Source organism: Phenylobacterium sp. (assembly GCF_030680185.1).
Lineage (GTDB): Bacteria > Pseudomonadota > Alphaproteobacteria > Caulobacterales > Caulobacteraceae > Phenylobacterium.
In genome coordinates this window covers 15669-30636 of the sequence record NZ_JAUXVZ010000004.1, presented here as the reverse complement: position 1 = coordinate 30636, position 14968 = coordinate 15669, and the positions used below count along the sequence as shown (strand labels likewise).

At 69.2% G+C, this 14968-nt stretch carries 16 protein-coding genes, 1 tRNA gene and 1 other annotated feature; of the genes, 9 read left to right on the top strand and 8 right to left on the bottom strand.

Annotation, left to right across the window (positions count from 1 at the left end; genetic code table 11):
* From lptC to lptB, 3 genes are read left to right on the top strand one after another with little or no spacing between them, the layout of a single operon-like run.
* Positions 1-630 (top strand): LPS export ABC transporter periplasmic protein LptC, encoded by a 630-nt coding sequence (gene lptC / locus Q8L83_RS00210; RefSeq protein WP_305284091.1) that lies wholly within the window; start codon positions 1-3, stop codon positions 628-630.
* 22 nt (positions 631-652) lie between these two features.
* Positions 653-1231 (top strand): LptA/OstA family protein, encoded by a 579-nt coding sequence (locus Q8L83_RS00205; RefSeq protein WP_305284090.1) that lies wholly within the window; start codon positions 653-655, stop codon positions 1229-1231.
* 27 nt (positions 1232-1258) lie between these two features.
* The gene (gene lptB, locus Q8L83_RS00200; protein ID WP_305284159.1) at positions 1259-2011 is read left to right on the top strand and encodes an LPS export ABC transporter ATP-binding protein; all 753 of its coding nucleotides are present in this window, start codon (positions 1259-1261) and stop codon (positions 2009-2011) included.
* A 369-nt stretch (positions 2012-2380) separates the two neighbouring features.
* On the opposite strand, the gene Q8L83_RS00195 is transcribed toward lptB, so the two are convergent.
* The gene (locus Q8L83_RS00195) at positions 2381-3664 is read right to left on the bottom strand and encodes an O-acetylhomoserine aminocarboxypropyltransferase (RefSeq protein WP_305284089.1); all 1284 of its coding nucleotides are present in this window, start codon (positions 3662-3664) and stop codon (positions 2381-2383) included.
* Between the two features lie 169 nt (positions 3665-3833).
* Here Q8L83_RS00195 and rpoN point away from each other — a divergent pair, with 169 nt between their 5' ends.
* Positions 3834-5336 (top strand): RNA polymerase factor sigma-54, encoded by a 1503-nt coding sequence (gene rpoN / locus Q8L83_RS00190; RefSeq protein WP_305284088.1) that lies wholly within the window; start codon positions 3834-3836, stop codon positions 5334-5336.
* On the opposite strand, the gene Q8L83_RS00185 is transcribed toward rpoN, so the two are convergent.
* A complete protein-coding gene (locus Q8L83_RS00185; RefSeq protein WP_305284086.1) occupies positions 5333-6415 on the bottom strand; it encodes an aspartate-semialdehyde dehydrogenase in 1083 nt (360 codons plus the stop codon). The genes rpoN and Q8L83_RS00185 overlap by 4 nt on opposite strands.
* A 266-nt stretch (positions 6416-6681) precedes the next feature.
* On the opposite strand from Q8L83_RS00185, the gene Q8L83_RS00180 reads away from it, so the two are divergent.
* The 3 genes from Q8L83_RS00180 (at position 6682) to Q8L83_RS00170 (ending at position 8525) form a co-directional block, all read left to right on the top strand.
* Positions 6682-7305 (top strand): exopolysaccharide biosynthesis protein, encoded by a 624-nt coding sequence (locus Q8L83_RS00180; protein WP_305284085.1) that lies wholly within the window; start codon positions 6682-6684, stop codon positions 7303-7305.
* 40 nt (positions 7306-7345) lie between these two features.
* On the top strand, positions 7346-7984 hold the full coding sequence (hpf, locus tag Q8L83_RS00175) for a ribosome hibernation-promoting factor, HPF/YfiA family (RefSeq protein WP_305284083.1): 639 nt from the start codon (positions 7346-7348) through the stop codon (positions 7982-7984).
* A 76-nt stretch (positions 7985-8060) separates the two neighbouring features.
* Positions 8061-8525 carry a PTS sugar transporter subunit IIA gene (locus tag Q8L83_RS00170; RefSeq protein WP_305284082.1) on the top strand — a complete coding sequence of 155 codons (465 nt, stop codon included), beginning with the start codon at positions 8061-8063 and terminating at the stop codon, positions 8523-8525.
* A 27-nt stretch (positions 8526-8552) separates the two neighbouring features.
* On the opposite strand, the gene Q8L83_RS00165 is transcribed toward Q8L83_RS00170, so the two are convergent.
* From Q8L83_RS00165 to Q8L83_RS00140, 6 genes are all read right to left on the bottom strand, one after another.
* Entirely contained in the window at positions 8553-8807 is a 255-nt protein-coding gene (locus Q8L83_RS00165; RefSeq protein ID WP_305284081.1) for a DUF1150 family protein, read from the bottom strand.
* Positions 8808-8927: 120 nt separating this feature from the next.
* Positions 8928-9347 carry an Hsp20 family protein gene (locus Q8L83_RS00160; RefSeq protein ID WP_305284080.1) on the bottom strand — a complete coding sequence of 140 codons (420 nt, stop codon included), beginning with the start codon at positions 9345-9347 and terminating at the stop codon, positions 8928-8930.
* Positions 9348-9484: 137 nt separating this feature from the next.
* Positions 9485-10339 (bottom strand): universal stress protein, encoded by an 855-nt coding sequence (locus Q8L83_RS00155; RefSeq protein WP_305284079.1) that lies wholly within the window; start codon positions 10337-10339, stop codon positions 9485-9487.
* 11 nt (positions 10340-10350) lie between these two features.
* Positions 10351-11829, bottom strand: a complete 1479-nt coding sequence (locus Q8L83_RS00150; RefSeq protein WP_305284158.1) for a SulP family inorganic anion transporter — start codon at positions 11827-11829, stop codon at positions 10351-10353.
* Positions 11830-11894: 65 nt separating this feature from the next.
* Positions 11895-11949 (bottom strand) — a sequence feature (sul1 is cis-regulatory element that is thought to sense ions involved in sulfur or methionine metabolism; They are found in Alphaproteobacteria).
* A gap of 122 nt (positions 11950-12071) precedes the next feature.
* Positions 12072-12147, bottom strand: a tRNA-Ala gene (locus Q8L83_RS00145).
* Between the two features lie 104 nt (positions 12148-12251).
* Positions 12252-12728: a TIGR02300 family protein gene (locus tag Q8L83_RS00140; RefSeq protein WP_305284078.1), complete on the bottom strand. Its 477-nt coding sequence runs from the start codon at positions 12726-12728 to the stop codon at positions 12252-12254.
* Positions 12729-12847: 119 nt separating this feature from the next.
* Here Q8L83_RS00140 and aroA point away from each other — a divergent pair, with 119 nt between their 5' ends.
* Together aroA and cmk are read left to right on the top strand one after the other, a co-directional pair.
* Positions 12848-14194: a 3-phosphoshikimate 1-carboxyvinyltransferase gene (gene aroA / locus Q8L83_RS00135; protein ID WP_305284077.1), complete on the top strand. Its 1347-nt coding sequence runs from the start codon at positions 12848-12850 to the stop codon at positions 14192-14194.
* A complete protein-coding gene (cmk, locus tag Q8L83_RS00130; protein ID WP_305284076.1) occupies positions 14191-14838 on the top strand; it encodes a (d)CMP kinase in 648 nt (215 codons plus the stop codon). The genes aroA and cmk overlap by 4 nt, the downstream gene beginning before the upstream one ends.
* Positions 14839-14968 lie beyond the last annotated feature (130 nt).

Genomic DNA, 14968 nt, shown 5'->3' with positions numbered 1-14968 from the left:
GTGAGCGCCCTGGCATATGAGGCCCGCGGGCCGGCTTCGGCCCTGACCATGGCCAGGTGGCGGCGGCGCTCTCGGCTGATCCGCCAACTGCGGGTGGCGCTTCCCCTGTTGATCGCGGCCATCGTGCTCAGCCTGGTCGGCCTCGTGGTCTATCGCAGCCTGGCCGGCCAGACGGCGCAGCCGGTGGAGTCCGAGGCCCCGATCCGGCTGGTTAATCCCCGCTTTCTGGGCCGCGACATCCAGGGGCGCTCCTTCGTGATCACGGCGGCCAGCGCCGTGCGCGACGAGAACGACTATCAGCGGGTGGTGCTGGATCGTCCGGCCATGGTGGTGGATGGCGAGGGCCTCAGCCCCATGCGGCTCTCGGCCCGTTCAGGCGTCTTTCATGAGGGCGATGGGATTCTGCGGCTTCAGGGTGATGTCACCCTGAACGATCAGGCGGCGGCCTTCGATACGCCGAGCGCGGTGTTCAACACCGCCACCGGGGTGCTGGAGGGTGAGGGACTGATCACCGGCGCCGGCCCGCTTGGCGAAATCCGTGCTAGGTCCTATGGCGTGTACGACAAGGGCGAGCGCATGGTCTTCAAAGGCGGCGTGACCGGTCGGATCACTCCGAACTCGCCGCGATGATGCGAAAATGAGGCGTCTGAAGATGAATTCTCCGCATGCGACCGGCGCCCGGACACGCGTTCCGGCGATCCTGGCCGCGGGCCTGATCCTCGGTCTGGCCGCAGCGCCGGCCCAGGCGCAACTGGCCAGCGGCTCCAACGCACCCGTCGATATCACCGCCGACGAGCTCGAAGTGGTCAACGCCGATTGCCTAGCCATCTGGCGGGGCTCGGCCGAAGCCCTGCAGGACGGCTCGCGCCTGCGGGCCGATGTCCTGCGCATCCGTTATGCGCCGGGCCGCCCGGGCGCCAGGGCGTCGGACACCAGCTGCGGCGATCTCCAGGGCATGGAGGCGCAAGGGTCGGTCTTCTATGTCACGCCCCAGCAGCGGGTGCGGTCCAATGCGGCGGTCTATGACGCGGCCAGCGACACCATCACCATGACCGGCGACGTGGTCGCCGCCCAGGGCCAGAACGTGCTGCGCGGCGAGCGCCTGGTGATCCAGGTGGCTACCGGCCAGGCCCGGATGGAGACCAGCGCCCGGGGCGCCGGATCCTCCGGTCGGGTGCGCGGCGTCTTCTATCCCAATGCGTCGCAGGGCCAGCCTGCCGCCAAGCGCTAAAAAGGAGCCGCCGTGCTGGATAAGACGATGCAGGCCGACCTGCCTGGCGCGGCGCTGGGCGAAGGCCTGGTGGTCGACAATATCGGCAAGTCCTATCGCGGCCGCCCGGTGGTGAAGGGCGTCTCCCTGCGCCTGGCGCGCGGCGAGGTGGCCGGCCTGCTGGGCCCCAACGGGGCGGGCAAGACCACCTGCTTCTACATGATCACCGGCCTGATCGCCGCCGACTATGGCGCCATCTATCTGGACGGCGAGAACATCACCGCCCAGCCCATGTATCAGCGCGCCCGGATGGGACTGGGCTACCTGCCGCAGGAGACCTCGATCTTCCGCGGCATGACCGTGGCCCAGAACGTCATGGCCGTGGTCGAGCTGCGCCAGCGGGACGGCGCCAAGGCCCGCGCCACGGTCAATCAGCTGCTGGAAGAGCTGCATATCGAGCATCTGCGCGACGCGCCGGCCATCTCCCTGTCGGGCGGCGAGCGGCGCCGGGTGGAGATCGCCCGGGCGCTGGCCAGCGAGCCGTCCTTCATGCTGCTCGACGAGCCCTTCGCCGGGATCGATCCCCTGGCCATCGCCGATATCCGCGAGGTCATCACCTATCTGAAGACCCGTGGCATCGGCATCCTGATCACCGACCACAATGTCCGCGAGACCCTGGACATCATCGACCGGGCCGCGATCATCCATGCCGGCGAGCTGCTGTTCGAAGGCTCGCCGTCCGAGATCATCGACAATCCCGAGGTCCGCCGGGTCTATCTGGGCGACCGCTTCGGCGGCTGACCGCGGCTGGGCCGTGCGTCCTTCGAGGCTCGCTTTCGCTCACACCTCAGGATGAGGGCGGCGGGTGCCGGCGTTTCATTCCGACCTCATCCTGACGCGTCCTGCGCCCTAGACCCCAACACCGTCATCCTGGGCCCTGTGCCCAGGATCCCTCTCCCCGCCTGCGCCCGCCCTCGACAGGGACCCTCGGGACGAGCCCGAGGGTGACGAGCCTGAGAGGCCTTGCGTCCTTCGAGGCTCGCTTTCGCTCGCACCTCAGGATGAGGGCGGCGGTGCGGGCGTCCTATTCCGACCTCATCCTGAGGCGCCCTGCGCCAGCAGGGCTTCGAAGGACGAGGGCGGTCGCAAGGCCGACCGCCCCCACCTTACTCAGAGCCCGGCCAGGGCCTGGTCCAGGTCGGCGATGATGTCGTCCACATGTTCCAGGCCGACCGAGAGCCGCACCACGTCGGGGCCGGCGCCGGCCGCCAGCTGGTCGGCTTCCTCCAGCTGGCGATGGGTGGTCGAGGCCGGGTGGATGATCAGGCTGCGGGTGTCGCCGATGTTGGCCAGGTGGGAGAAGAGCTCCACCGCGCCAACCAGCTTGACGCCCCCGGCGTAGCCGCCCTTCAGGCCAAAGGTGAACACCGCGCCGGCGCCCTTCGGGGCGTAGCGCCTGGCCCGCGCGTGGCTGGGATCGCCGGCCAGTCCCGCATAGGAGACCCAGGCGACCTTGGGATGGGCCTGCAGCCACTCGGCGACCTTCTGGGCGTTGGCGCAGTGACGCTCCATCCGCAGGGCCAGGGTCTCGATGCCGGTCAGAATCATGAAGGCGTTGAACGGCGAAATGGCGGGGCCCAGGTCCCGCAGGCCCAGCGCCCGGCAGGCGACCACGAAGGCGGCCGGGCCGAAGGCCTCGGTGAAGATCTTGCCGTGATAGCTGGGGTTGGGCGCGCTCAGATTCGGCCAGCGTCCGCCGGTCCAGTCGAACTTGCCGCCGTCGACGATGGCCCCGCCGATGGAGTTGCCGTGGCCGCCCAGGAACTTGGTCAGGGAATGGACGACGATGTCGGCGCCGTGGTCCAGCGGCCGGCAGAGATAGGGGGTGGCGAGCGTATTATCGACCACCAGGGGCACGCCGGCGGCATGGGCGACGTCGGCGATGCCGGCGATGTCCATCACCACCCCGCCGGGATTGGCGATCGATTCGATGAACACCGCCCGGGTCTTGTCGTCGATGGCGCGGGCGAAGGCCTCGGGCTCCAGCTCTTCGACGAAGGTCACCCCCCAGCCCATGCGCTTGAAGCTCTGGCTGAGCTGGGTGATCGAGCCGCCATAGAGCTTGCGCGAGGCCACGATGTTGCAGCCGGGCTCCATCAGGGTGTGGAAGACCAGTAGCTGGGCCGCATGGCCGCTGGCCACGGCGAGGGCGGCGACCCCGCCCTCCAGAGTCGCCAGCCGCGCCTCCAGCACGCCGGCGGTGGGATTGCCCAGGCGCGAATAGATGTTGCCGGCCGCCTCCAGGTTGAACAGGGCCGCGGCGTGATCGGCGTCGTCGAAGACGTAGGAGGTGGTCTGATAGATCGGGGTGACCCGGGCCTTGGTCACGGGATCGGGCGTCGCGCCAGCATGGATGACCAGGGTTTCGGGGCGCAGGCCTGCATTGTCCGACATGGGCGTATTCCCTCTTTGACGTGTTTTCGTTGGCCCCGCGCCTAGCACGAAGGGGCGCCCGCGCCCAAGGCAGGACGCTTCGCCGCAGCTCTTCTTTGTGCGGTTAACCAATCGGTGGGGGATGGCGGCCTAGCCTCTCCAGCAAGAAGCAGGCCAGGAGGGCTGGAACTTGGCGCTCAGCGCGCGACTCGAAGTCCGTCAGGGGCAGGGGCTGGTCATCACCCCTCAGCTGCAGCAGGCCATCAAGCTGCTGCAGCTGTCGAACCTTGAGCTGGAGGCCTATGTCGAGGGCGAGCTCGAGCGCAATCCCCTGCTGGCCCGGGACGAGGGCGAGCCAGAGCCGGCCCCCGAGGCCCCCGACGCCGCCGGCGAGGCCCGCGCCGAGGCGGCCCTGGACGAGGTGGCCGCGGGCTCGGCGCAGAGCGATCTGGACGCCGCCCATGACGAGGTCTCCCCGGGCGAACGCGCCACCGGCGACGGGTCCGAGGCCGGCGAGGCCGGCGGCGCCATCGACTGGTCCAAGGCCGGCAAGGGCGGAAGTTTCGAGGGCGATGGAGACGGCCTCGATGGTCTGGCCGCCCACGAAAAGACCCTGGCCGAACACCTGCACGACCAGGCCGCCCTGCTGGGCTTCACCGCCGCCCAGGCCGCGGTCGCCGCCGTCCTGATCGATGGCGTGGACGAGGGCGGCTATCTGCGCCTGGACCTTTCCGAGACGGCCGAACGCCTGGGCTGCGCGCCCGCGCTCGTCGAGACGGTGCTTGGCCAACTCCAGGGCCTGGAGCCTACGGGCGTGTTCGCCCGCGATGTGGCCGAATGCCTGAGGCTGCAGCTGATCGAGCGCGATCGCTGCGACCCGGCCATGTCGGCCCTGCTGGACAATCTCGACCTGCTGGCCCGCCGGGACATGGCCGGGCTGAAGCGCGCCTGCGCGGTGGATGACGAGGACCTGCGCGACATGCTGGCCGAGCTGCGGGCCCTGACGCCCCGGCCGGGCGCGGCCTTCGGCGGCGAGCCCAGCCAGCCGGTGGCGCCCGACGTCTTCGTCCGCGAAGGCCCCGGCGGCCTGTGGCTGGTGGAGCTGAACAGCGACACCCTGCCCCGCCTGCTGGTGGACCAGCGCTATCACGCCCGGGTGTCCGGTGGCGCGCGGTCGGACCAGGAAAAGACCTTCGTCGCCGACTGCCTGGCCAACGCCAACTGGCTGGTCCGCAGCCTGGACCAGCGGGCCAAGACCATCCTCAAGGTCTCCAGCGAGATCGTCCGCCAGCAGGACGGCTTCCTGGCCTATGGGGTCGAGCACCTGCGGCCGCTGAACCTGAAGACCGTGGCCGAGGCTATCGGCATGCATGAATCCACGGTCAGCCGGGTGACCTCCAACAAATACATCGCCACGCCGCGGGGCCTGTTCGAGCTGAAGTTCTTCTTCACCTCCTCGATCGCCTCGTCGTCCGGCGGCGAGGCCCATTCGGCCGAGAGCGTGCGCCACAAGATCCGCCAGTTGATCGACGCCGAGGCCCAGGGCGCCGGCGTGCATTCCGACGACCAGATCGTCGAAATCCTGAAGACCGGCGGCGTCGACATCGCCCGCCGCACCGTCGCCAAGTACCGGGAAGCCATGCGGATCCCCTCCTCGGTGGAGCGCCGACGGGCGATGAAGGAAGCCGTCTAGACTTCGCCCGCCGCCACAAGGGCCTCGGCGATCTGCACGGCGTTCAGCGCCGCGCCTTTCAGCAGCTGGTCGCCGGCGATGAACAGAGACAGGCTGCGGCCCGAGGGGTCCGACAGGTCGGTGCGGATCCGACCCACCAGCACGTCGTCGGCGCCGGAGGCTTCGCCGGGCATGGGGAAGTGGTTGGCCTCGCGGTCGTCCACCACCCGCACGCCGGCCGCTTCGGACAGCCAGGCTCGGGCCTCTTCGACGCTCACCGGCTCGGCGAAGCGCACGGTCAGGGCCATGGCGTGGGCGCGGAGCACCGGCACGCGGATGCAGGTGAAGCTGGCCGGCAGGTCCGGGGCGGCCAGCAGCTTGCGCAGCTCCGCCATCACCTTGAGCTCCTCGCCATTATAGCCGGTCTCGGGATCGACCTCGGCGTCGTGGCTGAACAGGTTGAAGGCGTAGGGATGGGCCAGGACCTGGGGCCGATAGGCCTCGCCGGCCAGGGCCGCGGCGGTGGAGTCGCGCAGTTCGGCCATGGCCGCGGCGCCGGCCCCGGAGGCGGCCTGATAGGTGGAGCCCACCAGCCGCACGATCAGGCGGCGGGCGTGCAGGGGCGCCAGCACCACGGCGGCGATAGCCGCCACGCAGTTGGGATTGGCCACCAGCCGGCCCGGCGCCTCGCCCAGACGCCAGGCGTTGACCTCGGGCACCACCAGGGGGGTGTCGGCGTCCATCCGGAAGGCCGAAGAGTTGTCCACCACCCAGGCCCCCGCGGCCACCGCCACCGGGCCATAGCGCCGCGACAGACTGGCGCCGGCGGAGAAGAAGGCCACATCCACACCCTCGAAGCTGGCCTCATCCAGGGCCTGGACCGTCACCGGCGCGCCCTGGAAGGTCAGGGTGCGACCCGCCGAGCGCGGCGAGGCCAGCAGGCGAAGCTCGCCCACCGGAAAGGCGCGGCGCTCCAGGCAGGCGATCAGCTCGGCGCCGACAGCGCCGGTGGCGCCGACGATGGCGACGGTCAGCGGGCGGGGCGCACGGGCCTTGGCGACCGCGGGGCGTTCGAGGATGGGGGACAGGGTTTGCGGCATGGGAGCCTCCGGAGTCTGGCCGGAGGGGGGTGGCGTTCCGTTCCGCGACCCCATCCTTCCGGCGGGGTCAAGCAGGGATCGTCAGTCGGCTGCGTCCAGCCACGACCAGACCCCTGCGCCCGCGAGCGCAGTGGTTTTAATAATCATGGTCATGGTGGCCAGATGCCGCATGGATCGCCCGATAGGCCCTGAGGCGCGGCTTGTAAAGCGGGCGCTGCGCCGCAGCCGCATTGCCCGCCGCCGTCTGACGCCTCATAGGGGGCGTCATGAGCCTGGCCGAACCCGCCCCCGAACGTCGGATGAGCCTCTCGGAGATCCTCACCGATCTCTGCGACGAGACCCATGCGGCCGAGACCTTGGGCGAGACCCTGGAGCGCTTTGGCCGCCGGTCCTTCGGCGTGCTGCTGTTCCTCTTCGCCGCGCCGAACATGCTGCCCCTGCCGCCGGGATCTTCCACCTTTCTCGGGGCGCCGCTGGCGCTGTTCACGCCGCAACTGGCGGCTGGCGTGAGGACCCCCTGGCTGCCGGCCAGGCTGAAGCGCCGCGTGCTCGATATGGGCCGTCTGCGGGCGGTCTTCGCGCGGCTGATCCCCAGGGTGGCGCAGGTCGAGCGGGTGTCCACCGCGCGGCTGACCTTTCTCTTTGGGCCTGTGGGCGACCGGGTGATCGGCGCGGTCTGCACGCTCCTGGCCTTCGTGCTCATGCTGCCCCTGCCGCTCGGCAACCTGCTGCCGGCCACGGCGATCAGCCTGTTTGGCCTGGCCCTGGTGCAACGGGACGGGATTCTGGCCCTGGCCGGCTACGTCATGGCGGCGGTGAGCTTTACGGTTCTCGCCCTGGCGGCGGAGGTTATCCACAGGCTTCTGGCGGCCGCGCTCTCCGCATTCTGATGGACTTGACACCATCGGGCGGCAGGCGCGTTCATAGGACATGCAAGTCCAAGTCACCGGCAAACACGTCGATGTCGGAGAGGCCCTGCGGTTGCGGGTCACCGACGAACTCACCAGCAGCATTGGCAAATATATCGACCGCGAAGGCGGCGGCGCCGATGTTGTCGTCAGTCGCGAGGGCTACACCTTCAAGGTGGATTGCGCCCTGACCCTGGCCACGGGGCAACAGCTCCAGAGCCAGGGCACCGGCACGGACGCGCACACCGCGTTCGACTCCGCCCTGCAGAAGATCGAGACCCGGGTGCGTCGCTACAAGCGCCGCCTGAAGGATCACCATCAGCAGGCCCTGGCCAAGCAGGCCGAGACGGCCTCCTATTTCGTGCTCCGCACGCCTGAGGGCGAGGACGAGTCCGACTGGGATGATGGCCAGGACGGCGGCGGCTCTGATTCCGCTCCGGCCAGCATGGTCATCGCCGAGACCGAAAAGCCCATCCGCACCATGACCGTTTCCATGGCGGTGATGGACCTGGACTTGACGGGAACTCAAACAATCGTGTTTAGGAACGCCGCCCACGGCGGATTGTCCGTGGTATATCGCCGGCCCGACGGGAATATCGGCTGGATTGACCCCGAACGCACGAAGTCCGTGAACGGGACCGGAGCAAACGGCGCAGCCTGAGGCGGCGCCGGCGTTTCAGGCCCCGTCGATCGCCCTTCAGGTTCGGATCCGTAAGAACAGGCCTTCCGAACCAAGCATGCAGATCGGCGACATCCTTGACCGCAGCGCAATCGCGCTGCGGGTCGGCGCGACCGACAAGCGACAGGTTCTGGCCCACCTGGCCGAACTGGCGGGCCGGAATTTCGGCCTCGACGCCGGCGCTCTGCTCGACGCCCTGGCCGAGCGCGAGCAGGCCGGCTCGACGGGCATCGGCTATGGCGTCGCCGTGCCCCATGCCCGGGTCGAGGGGCTGGACCGGATTCGCGGGGTGTTCCTCCGCCTGGATCATCCCGTGGCGTTCGATTCGGTGGATGACCAGCCGGCCGACCTAATCTTCGCCCTGTTTGCGCCGCCGGACGCGGGCACCGAGCATCTCCGCGCCCTGGCCCGGGTGTCGCGGATGATGCGAAGCCTGGATTTGCGCGAGCATCTGCGTCAGGCGCGGACGCCTGACGCCCTCTACGCCCTGCTGGTGCAGGAGGCCGCGCCCTCGGCGGCCTAGGGCTCCCCGGGCGGGATCGGCCCGGCTCTAGTGAACCGAGACCGGCGCCAGCTCGTGGGCCAGGGCTGCGGCCATGGCGGCGTTACGGTCGGTCAGGACAGCCAGTCGCTCGCCGTCGGCCCGGTGGACCGCATAGAAGGTGCGCTCCGGATCGAGTTGCAACGGCATGGCGTCGCTATCGGTCGCGGTGGCGAGGATTTCCGCAGCCTTGACGGGCCGGACATAGACCAGGTCCGGGGCGCCCAGGGCGGCGAAGTCTTCAGTCGTTAAAATCGGCGTCATGATGACCACCTCCACACATATGCAACGCGCCTAGGACCCCGCAGGTTCAGCCGAGGCTCAGACGCAGAGATTCGTCGCCCTTCTGGGCCGACGAAGGATGAGGACGGGGCCGAGCTCGGCTCAGGCCGTCGTCCGGATGGGAATGCGCTTGATCGCGGTTTCGGGCTCGGGCCGGGCCAGATCGATGTGCAGCAGGCCATGCTCAAGACTGGCCCCCTCCACGACGACACGGTCGGCCAGGACGAAGCTGCGGAGGAATCCGCGGCCGGCGATGCCCCGATGCAGATAGGCGTCGTCGTCCTTGGGCGCCTCGTCCCGGCGGCCGGCGACCACCAGTTGGCGATCCTCGACGCTGACATGCAGCTGGTCGGGGCTGAACCCGGCCACCGCCAGGGTGATCCGCAGCCGCCCCTCGCCGCGATCTTCCACATTGTAGGGGGGATAGGCTTCGGCGGCGGCCTTGGCTGCGCGCTCAATCAGGGCCCGGGTATGCTCGAAGCCGAGCAGGTAGGGGCTGTCGAATAGGATCGTCCGGCTCATCTCTGTCTTTCGAGTCCTCAAGCAGCAAGCGACTCCCCGAAAGCCTCGCCCAGGATTGGCGCGAGTCCTCCGGTTGATGATTATCTGGCGATCCTATGGCCCCGTTTCAATATCTGGGCGGGGTTTGCGTGGTTGGACTAGCGGAACAGCAGGACCGGGACCTTGCCGGTGCGGATCATGGCGGTGGTCGTGCTGCCGACGATCAGCTCTCGAATTCGCGAGTGACCATAGGCGCCCATCACCAGCAGGTCCCCCTGGCCCTGGCGGAGTTCGCCCTTCAGCGCGGTCTCCACATCGCCGTCCAGCGCCTTGATCGCCGCCGCCGGCCGGCCGGCGAGCAGGCCTTCGGCGGCCTGGACGCGGGCGTCCCGCTGGGCGCCCGGATCGCCGACAATGGCGACCACCACCTCAATGCCGGCAAAGACCGGGCTCTGCAGCACGTGATCGAGGGCTTTGGTCGCGCTGGCGCCGCCGTCGAAGGCTGCGACCACCCGGGTGATCGGCATGAAGACCCGCGGCGCCACCAGGACTGGGCGGATGCTGGCGCGCACCACCCGCTCGACCTTGGCGCCCAGATGGCCCTCGGCGAAGTTCTGGCTCTCGCCGCGCTTGCCCATGATCACCAGATCGGCGTCTTTTTCGAGCTCGACCAGGGTGTCGGCCACCTCGCCGTGGCGGTGGACAAGGTTCACCTGCGTCACGCCGGCGGCCTTCAGGCGGGCGCGGGCGCCCTCCAGCATGGCGCGGCCATGGGCCTGGGCCGCCTGGCCGCGGGCCTCGTCGGCCCTGGTCAGTTGCTCCAGCAGGGCCTCGCTGGCCCCAAGCCCGACGCTGCCCGACAGGTCGAGGTGGGGACCTGAGCCGGTCTCGGCCCGGTCGAGCACATGCAGGACGTCCACGGCTGCGCCGGCGCGCAGGGCGAACCAGGCGGCGTGGTCACAGAGGCTGGGGCCATAGGTCGAGGCGTCGATGGCGCAGAGAATCTTCTTCATGGACAGTCCTCCTAATGCGCGCCGAGCCCGGCCTCGGCGCCGTCCTTATCGTGGACGCCAAAGCGGTCGACCATGGTCGCGCTCGCGGCGTTGAGGCCGACGATATCGACGCTTGTGCCTTCGCGGCGGAATTTCAGCACCGCCCTGTCCAGGGCGCCGACGGCGGAGATGTCCCAGAAGTGCGCCTGGGAGACGTCGATGATGACGTGTTCGACCACCTCCTTGAAGTCGAAGGCGGCCGAGAAGGTCTCCGCCGAGGCGAAGAAGACCTGGCCCTGGATGTTGTAGCGCCGGGTGCGGCCGTCGTCGGCCAGCAGGCTTTCCACCGACAGGATGCGGGCCACCTTGCGGGCGAAGAAGATGCCGCTCAGCAGCACGCCCACCAGCACGCCCCGGGCCAGGTCATGGGTGGCCACCACCACGACCACCGTGGCGACCATCACCACCGACGATGACCAGGGATGGCTGCGCAGATTGCGGATCGAGCCCCAGTTGAAGGTGCCGATGGAGACCATGATCATCACCGCCACCAGGGCGGCCATGGGAATCTGGGCGACCCAGGGGCCAAGGACGACGATCAGGAACAGTAGAAAGGACCCCGCCACCAGGGCCGAGAGCCGCCCGCGGCCGCCGGATTTCACATTGATCACCGACTGGCCGATCATGGCGCAGCCGCCCATGCCGCCCAGGAAGCCGGTGGCGAAGTTGGCGATGCCCTGGCCGCGGCACTCGCGGTTCTTGTCCGAGCCGGTGTCGGTCAGGTCGTCGATGATGGTGGCGGTCAGCAGGCTTTCCAGCAGGCCGACCACGGCCATGGTGGCGGCATAGGGGAAGATGATCTGCAGGGTTTCCAGGGTCAGCGGGACCTGCGGCAGATGGAAGAAGGGGATGCCCGTGGGCAGCTCCCCCAGGTCGCCGACCCGGCGGACGTCGAGACCCATATAGATGGCCAGACCTGACAGCAGCACGATGGCCACCAGCGGCGAGGGAACGGCCCGGGTCAGGCGTGGGAAGAGGTAGATGATGCCGAGGCCCGCGGCGACCATGGCGTAGGTCTGCCAGCCCATGCCGATCAGCTCGGGCAGCTGGGCCATGAAGATCAGGATAGCCAGCGCATTGACGAAGCCGGTGATCACCGAGCGCGACACATAGCGCATCAGCCCGCCCAGGCGGGCGAGGCCTGCGCCGATCTGCAGCACGCCCATCAGCACCGTGGCGGCCAGCAGATACTCCACCCCGTGGTCGCGGACCAGGTCTCCCACCAGCAGGGCGATGGCCGCCGTGGCCGCCGAGATCATGCCGGGTCGTCCGCCGGTGAAGGCAATGATCACCGCGATGGAAAAGGAGGCGTAGAGGCCGACCCGGGGGTCGACGCCGGCGATCACCGAAAAACCGATGGCCTCCGGGATCAGGGCCAGGGCCACCACGATTCCGGCCAGGACGTCGCCGCGCACATTGGATAGCCAATCGCGCCGCAGATTAGCGAGCAGGGTCATATGTCGGGATCAGTCGTTCCGCGGGCCCGGGGCGGACTTTGCGCCTCAGACGAGCCGTCAGTTGTCCGGGGGATAGGCGCCCGGCCGAGCCACCCGGTCAAAGCCAGGTCCGTCGAGGGGGCGGCTATGCCTTGGGGGGATGACAATTGCAACCGCACGGGCCGCTGCGTCGCAGCATCAGCGGCGGGTCGTCACCGGAAAAGGCGAAGGCCCGCAGCGTTAACTGCGGGCCTCCATGGTGGAGCTAAGCGGAGTCGAACCGCTGACCTCTTGAATGCCATTCAAGCGCTCTACCAACTGAGCTATAGCCCCAGGTCCTGGGCTCTCCGGGCCGGCTGGCCGTCCGAAGAGGCGCGGAACCTAGTCAAAGGTCTGACTGCGATCAAGCACCATTTTCAGGGCTTTTCGTCGCGACCTCAATCTTCGTCCGGTTCGGGGATTCCATCGATGTCGGAGTCGTCGAAATCCTCTTCCTCTTCTTCGAGGAAGGGCACGGCTTCGTCGTCGTCGTCATCATCGAGGTCGTCGTCATCCAGATCGGCCAGATCGGGGTCAGGACCCTTCTTCTTGGCGACCCGTTCGACCGGCTCGGCGTCCTCGTCCTCATCGTCCTCGACGACGGCGTCGTCGAGTTCCTCGTCGATTTCGGGGGCGTCGGCCTCTTCGTCCTCGTCCTCGTCGTCGTCGGCGCTGCGGGCCTTGACCTTGTCTTCGACCTCGGCCTCCGGCTCAGGCGCCGGAGCACGACCGCGAACACGACGGCTCTTGACCGCCTCGTCCGGGTCGAATTCGGTCTGACACTTTGGGCACAAGGCCGGGCGCTTGTTCAGATCGTAAAACTTGGCCTGGCAGTTTGGGCAAACCTGCTTGGCGCCCAACTCTGGATTTGCCACGTGGGCGATCCCCTACAGAGCGATTTGTCGGAAGCCGGCTCCCTTGCCACGCGCCAGAGCGGCTGTCAAAAGCAAAGCCCCACCGAACACCCCAAGGCCCCGAGGAGGCGTCTTATTCCATGACGGCGGCAGGACTGACCGCAACGCGCGGCGGCCCGCTGCGGGGCCGTGTGCGCGCTCCGGGCGACAAGTCGATTTCCCATCGTTCCCTGATCCTCGGCGCCATGGCGACCGGGACCACCGAAATCTCGGGCCTGCTGGAGGGCGAGGACGTCAAACGCACCGCCCAGGCGATGACCGCCTTCGGGGCCGAGGTCACGCGCCTGGGCGACGGCGCCTGGCGGGTGGTCGGCCAGGGGGGCTTTGTCGAGCCGGCCGACGTGATCGACTGCGGCAACGCCGGCACGGGCGTGCGGCTGATCATGGGGGCGGCGGCGGGATACGATCTTTGCGCCACCTTCACCGGCGACGCCTCCCTGCGGGGCCGGCCGATGAACCGGGTGCTCAAGCCGCTCGGCGAGATGGGGGCGACCTGGATCGCCCGGTCCGGCGGCCGGCTGCCGCTGACCCTGCGGGGCGGAAACCTGAAGACCATCGCCTACCGGCTGCCCGAGCCCTCGGCCCAGGTGAAGTCGGCCGTACTGCTGGCGGGCCTGCATGCGGCCGGCGGCGCCCAGGTGATCGAGCCGGAAGCCACCCGGGATCATACCGAGCGGATGCTGCGGGCCTTCGGCGCCCAGGTGGAGGTCGAGCTGATGGCCGATGGCGCCCGGCGCATCGTCGTGCCCGGCGGCCAGACCCTGAGCGGCGCCCCGGTCAAGGTGCCGGGCGACCCGTCCTCGGCGGCCTTCCCCCTGGTGGCGGCCCTGATCACCCCGGGCTCGGAGGTGACGGTGGAGGGCGTGCTGCTCAATCCCCTGCGCGCGGCCCTGTTCGTCACCCTGCAGGAGATGGGCGCTGACCTGGTGATCGAAAATGTCCGCGAAGAGGGCGGCGATCAGGTGGGCGACGTCACCGCCCGCCACTCGGCCCTGCGCGGCGTCGTCGTGCCCCCGGAGCGGGCGCCGGCCATGATCGACGAATATCCTATCCTCGCCATCGCCGCCGCCTGCGCCGAGGGCCAGACGGTGATGCGCGGCATCGGCGAGATGCGGGTCAAGGAAAGCGACCGGATCGCCCTGACCGCCGCGGGTCTCGCCGCCTGCGGCGTGGGCGTGGAGGAAGAGCCGGAGGGCCTGATCGTCAACGGGACCGTGCGGGCCAATCATCCGGTGGCCGGCGGGGCGCGGGTGACCACCCACGGCGACCACCGCATCGCCATGTCCCACCTGATCCTGGGGCTGGCCGCCGAGGCGCCGGTCAGCGTCGATGAGCCCGGCATGATCGCCACCAGCTTCCCGGGCTTCGTCGAGATGATGCGCGGCCTGGGCGGTCAGATCGAGACCGCAGAACTCAACCCCGCATGAGCCACGCTCAGGTCATCACTGTCGATGGACCGGCGGCCTCGGGCAAGGGGACCATCGCGGCTGGGCTGGGACGCCAGTTCGGCCTGCCGGTGCTGGATTCGGGCCTGCTCTACCGCGCCGTCGGCGTGCTGCTGGAGCGGGACGGGGGCGATCTGGATGACGCCTCCGCCGCCGCAGCTGTGGCCCGGCGCCTGACCGCCGAGGCCCTGTCCGATCCGGCCTTCCGCACCCGCGGGGCCGGGGAGGCCGCCAGCCGGGTGGCGGTCCATCCGCAGGTGCGCGAAGTGCTCCTGCAACTGCAGCGGACCTTCGCCGCCCAGGACGGCGGGGCGGTGCTGGATGGGCGCGACATGGGCACGGTCATCTGCCCAGCCGCCGGCGCCAAGCTCTATGTCACCGCGGCGCCCGAGGTGCGCGCCGAGCGCCGCTGGCGACAGCTCAGCGGTCAGGGCGAAAGCGTCAGCCTGGAGGAGGTGCTGGCCGACATCCATCGCCGGGACGCCCGGGATTCCGGGCGGGAGGCCGCCCCCATGCGGCCGGCGGCCGACGCCGTCTTGCTGGATACCTCCGAAATGAGTATAGAGCAGGCCGCCGATGCGGCCCGCCGCATCGTCGAGGCGGCGCGCGCCCGCCAGGGTTCCTAACCGGAAGACTGGCCGAGCAAATCCAACCGCGCCTTTTCCTCGTACGGCTGCGGGCGATTTCATCTCGTGGGGCCTAGCCTCACGTTTTCGGTTGCAACCCCTAACCTGACGTCAGGACTCCGTCCCTGAG

Coding starts and splice junctions, on each gene's coding strand:
- Q8L83_RS00205 (WP_305284090.1), top strand. CDS start 653: ATGAATTCTCCGCATGCGACCGGCGCCCGGACACGCGTTCCGGCGATC.
- lptB (WP_305284159.1), top strand. CDS start 1,259: ATGCAGGCCGACCTGCCTGGCGCGGCGCTGGGCGAAGGCCTGGTGGTC.
- Q8L83_RS00195 (WP_305284089.1), bottom strand. CDS start 3,664: ATGTCGGACAATGCAGGCCTGCGCCCCGAAACCCTGGTCATCCATGCT.
- Q8L83_RS00185 (WP_305284086.1), bottom strand. CDS start 6,415: ATGCCGCAAACCCTGTCCCCCATCCTCGAACGCCCCGCGGTCGCCAAG.
- Q8L83_RS00180 (WP_305284085.1), top strand. CDS start 6,682: ATGAGCCTGGCCGAACCCGCCCCCGAACGTCGGATGAGCCTCTCGGAG.
- hpf (WP_305284083.1), top strand. CDS start 7,346: ATGCAAGTCCAAGTCACCGGCAAACACGTCGATGTCGGAGAGGCCCTG.
- Q8L83_RS00170 (WP_305284082.1), top strand. CDS start 8,061: ATGCAGATCGGCGACATCCTTGACCGCAGCGCAATCGCGCTGCGGGTC.
- Q8L83_RS00165 (WP_305284081.1), bottom strand. CDS start 8,807: ATGACGCCGATTTTAACGACTGAAGACTTCGCCGCCCTGGGCGCCCCG.
- Q8L83_RS00160 (WP_305284080.1), bottom strand. CDS start 9,347: ATGAGCCGGACGATCCTATTCGACAGCCCCTACCTGCTCGGCTTCGAG.
- Q8L83_RS00155 (WP_305284079.1), bottom strand. CDS start 10,339: ATGAAGAAGATTCTCTGCGCCATCGACGCCTCGACCTATGGCCCCAGC.
- aroA (WP_305284077.1), top strand. CDS start 12,848: ATGACGGCGGCAGGACTGACCGCAACGCGCGGCGGCCCGCTGCGGGGC.
- cmk (WP_305284076.1), top strand. CDS start 14,191: ATGAGCCACGCTCAGGTCATCACTGTCGATGGACCGGCGGCCTCGGGC.